The following is a 3,519-nucleotide window of genomic DNA, read 5'->3' on the forward strand; positions in this document are numbered from 1 at the left end:
ATATCAGTTCTGATTCTGAGATCCCAAAAACTGTTGGCACAGATTGTTTTGGTCGGCAGAGTAGACTTTTGGCAACCTGGAGCATACAGATTCCAGTATTGTCGAAGGATTTCTGATAGTAAATCATTGCCTGAATTTGGTGAATCAGTGCCAAACCGGTAAACTGAACCACTCGTTTAAGCCAGTTGGGACGAGCTGACTCAATCCCGGGAAAAGCGGTAAGATAGGCTTGGGTTAGAGCAGCGATGGACGGTTGAAGCACCTGCAAAGGAGTCACTGCTAGACGCAAGGATTCTTCTAATTTAATCGTGGGGTCTACTACTAAGCTACTTAACCAGATTCCCAGGTAGCTGGCGATTATGGTTCCAAGGTCAAAGGCTGGATCTCCCCACGCACAACGTTCCCAATCAATCAGTCGCACCATGCTCTGATCCGGTGGTGAAGATGTTGAGAATTGCTCCCACTCTCTATGAACCAATGTTCAATTTTAAGTCATTGTGGGTTAGGCAACTCGGATGCCAGTCAGTTTCCAAATCTGCGATCGCATTTCCCAGACTGGGGTAACGTTGATAGAGAACAAAGAACTTTAAGGCATTGTTAGGGATTGAGCCAAACATTTCTGGGCTCAGCCGTCCGATTCCTTTAGCTGGATTGCCAAACCGATAGGGAGATTTCCCGTTTGGTACCTGGTCTAGAAAATTCCGACATTCTGGTTGATTGAAGGTAACACGATGGAGGTTGCCTAAAACTGTTCCGATATCAGTTGCGATCGCTTCAGGGAAAATTTGGTTTTGATAGTAGAAACTAAACAGGTCGAGATAGTTATTTAGATAGTTGTAGACCAGGATGCAATGATCGGGATCAAAATGAAGGATCTGGGAAACTGATGAAGCTATACAGTGCTGCTCCGGAAAATGCTGCAGCCAGCGATGAAATTGCCACTCATTGAAAAATTCATGATTTATAATACCGTCATGATGGGGTCTTTCCTGCTTAACCAGTAGCTGACGATGATCTGAAAAGCTCACCAGTAAATTGAAATTCTTAGCAGGGGGAGCCGATTCTACCTGGATAGATTCTAGGTCTGACGGGGTACACAGTCCTATATCCAATAGATATGAGGAAATCGTTTCAGATGATAGTGGTTCCAAAATATCAGTAGATGATCAGTAGATGCACAACTTAAAGAGAAAATGTTTGTTGTTTACCCTTGAGACATTAACCGATAGTAGGGGAAAGTCTTGTGCCTAACCGTACAACAATCAACACTCAACAGTGAACAATCAATAATGAGACTGTTATAGTTTCAGGAGTTATGTAAGCATTCAGCAGTCAGCACTCAGCGGTCAGCTTATTTTATTCAAAAGCACCGATTAGTAGCGTGGCACAGGCTTCGATGCTGGCACTTTCCCCATAAACACCTCAATTAGTGTGGGCAAACGCGCATTAGCTGATAGCACCTCAAGTAGCACCATCTGTAGCGCATTAGCTGATAGCTGAATGCTTACGGAGTTATCCCATTTCTCTTTATCTATTGATCTATTGATACTCTAGTTTTCCACTAAAAACTCGCCAAAATGGCGAGACGAAACTGAGATTTTTCTCTAAAACAGAATTTGTAGACTTACAGAAATCTTGAAGAAAGTCATCCGTCATACTCCTATGGAGGAAAACTAATAATGGAAATTTCTGAGTTACCCATCGGTTTTGAGTTGTTATCCGATGAGGAAACCTTTCTCAATGATCTAGATCAGCAAGATACTATGGTTCAGGGTGGATGTGGTCCGACTCCCCAAACACCATACATTCTGTGTCAAGCACCTACGGCAGTTCCCATGCCCGAACACCCAGAACCTTTTCCCAAATGTCCACGCCCAATACCCCAACCAACACCTCCTGTTTTTGAAGATCCACGGCCCAGACCTTTTCCTAAAACCGGGCCCATACCTTTTCCTAGAACAGGACCGATTATGATGACTCCACCCATACGAATGGAACATTAGATTGAGGGCATTAGCCCCTCGCTATAAGTGTAGGGGCTGATGGTAAGGATTAAGCTAAAACGTATTTTCAATGTGTTTTAACAAGGCAAAAGGCAATAGGCAAGAGGCATGCTAGCATGCCTCTTGCCTTTCCCAAGCGCGACTATGTTCACAACTCAAATAACAATGCTATAGCTACCTGACATTTTGTGTCACAATTGCATCTGATCTAGTAAACATAGTATTGGCAGCTGCTATGAGCGAAACCATCTTTAGCAAGATTATCCGCCGAGAAATCCCAGCGGATATTGTTTATGAAGACGATTTAGCCCTTGCTTTCAAGGATATTAACCCTCAGGCACCAGTTCATATTCTGGTAATTCCCAAGAAGCCCATTCCTCAACTGGCAGCAGCTGAGTCGGAAGATCAAGCCCTGATGGGACACCTGCTGTTAACTGCTAAGCAAGTTGCTGACCAAGTCGGTTTGACCAATGGCTATCGACTGGTGATTAATAATGGTGCTGATGGTGGTCAAACGGTTGATCACCTTCATTTGCACATCTTGGGTCAACGCCAAATGAAGTGGCCTCCTGGTTGATGTTTTTTAAGTGCTAAGTGTTGAGTGCTGAGTCGTAAGTAGCTTTCTAAGTTACGACTTAGGGCAAGAACCAGGCTCAGGCTCTATATCTCAGGCTCTATATATAGAGGCGTTCAATGGAGCGCCTTTACTTTTATGCGATTGACCTTTGGTCACGCTTCGCGATCGCTATTTTGTATGCGATCGCTATTTTGGTTTACCTATTCTTCCTTTATAACATTAATCTTTATTTGTCAAGCTTTACTTAATATAACTTTTACTTATTTACATTATTTAATAACCTGAGGGGAAATTACTCCGAAAACCCTTTACAAAACTTAGTATATTGCTTAATATAAATACATGAAGGCGCAAACAAGCCGGACGAACCTCGATAACTTCATATTCATACCCGCAATCATAAGAACATGACTACTGTATTACAGCAGAGCAACACCTCTGTGTGGTCTCAGTTCTGCAATTGGGTCACCTCCACCAACAACCGCCTCTATGTAGGTTGGTTTGGTGTATTAATGATCCCAACTTTGCTAGCTGCTACCACCTGCTTCATCATTGCTTTCATCGCTGCTCCTCCTGTGGACATCGATGGTATCCGCGAGCCCGTTGCTGGCTCCCTGATGTACGGAAACAACATCATCTCTGGTGCTGTTGTTCCTTCTTCTAACGCCATTGGCTTACACTTCTACCCAATCTGGGAAGCTGCTTCTCTCGATGAGTGGCTTTACAACGGTGGTCCTTACCAGTTGGTAGTGTTCCACTTCCTGATTGGTGTATTTGCCTACATGGGTCGTGAGTGGGAACTTAGCTACCGTTTAGGTATGCGTCCTTGGATCTGCGTCGCTTACAGCGCACCGGTTGCAGCTGCTAGCGCCGTATTCTTGATCTACCCAATCGGACAAGGTTCTTTCTCCGATGGTATGCCTCTAGGTATCAGCGGAA

General features: G+C 44.1%; 6 protein-coding genes. 4 read left to right on the top strand and 2 right to left on the bottom strand.

The features are described 5' to 3' along the window. On the bottom strand, positions 1-478 hold a 478-nt coding region (locus F6K37_RS14340), incomplete at its 3' end, for a phosphotransferase family protein (RefSeq protein WP_502887743.1). Then, positions 468-1,151: a hypothetical protein gene (locus F6K37_RS14345; protein ID WP_287250876.1), complete on the bottom strand. Its 684-nt coding sequence runs from the start codon at positions 1,149-1,151 to the stop codon at positions 468-470. The genes F6K37_RS14340 and F6K37_RS14345, both read right to left, overlap by 11 nt. A 528-nt stretch (positions 1,152-1,679) precedes the next feature. Between F6K37_RS14345 and F6K37_RS14350 the strand changes: the two genes are divergently transcribed. The 4 genes from F6K37_RS14350 to F6K37_RS14365 all read left to right on the top strand — a co-directional run. Beyond that, the gene (locus tag F6K37_RS14350) at positions 1,680-2,003 is read left to right on the top strand and encodes a hypothetical protein (RefSeq protein ID WP_287250877.1); all 324 of its coding nucleotides are present in this window, start codon (positions 1,680-1,682) and stop codon (positions 2,001-2,003) included. Positions 2,004-2,238: 235 nt separating this feature from the next. Then, entirely contained in the window at positions 2,239-2,580 is a 342-nt protein-coding gene (locus F6K37_RS14355) for a histidine triad nucleotide-binding protein (RefSeq protein WP_131827409.1), read from the top strand. Positions 2,581-2,696: 116 nt separating this feature from the next. After that, positions 2,697-2,828 carry a hypothetical protein gene (locus tag F6K37_RS14360; RefSeq protein ID WP_287250879.1) on the top strand — a complete coding sequence of 44 codons (132 nt, stop codon included), beginning with the start codon at positions 2,697-2,699 and terminating at the stop codon, positions 2,826-2,828. 159 nt (positions 2,829-2,987) lie between these two features. Further along, positions 2,988-3,519, top strand: a 532-nt coding sequence (locus tag F6K37_RS14365) for a photosynthetic reaction center family protein (RefSeq protein WP_502709603.1), incomplete at its 3' end; no start/stop codon positions are given.

This window comes from Moorena sp. SIO4E2 (assembly GCF_010671945.1).
In the GTDB taxonomy this organism is placed as follows: Bacteria; Cyanobacteriota; Cyanobacteriia; order Cyanobacteriales; family Coleofasciculaceae; genus Moorena; species Moorena producens.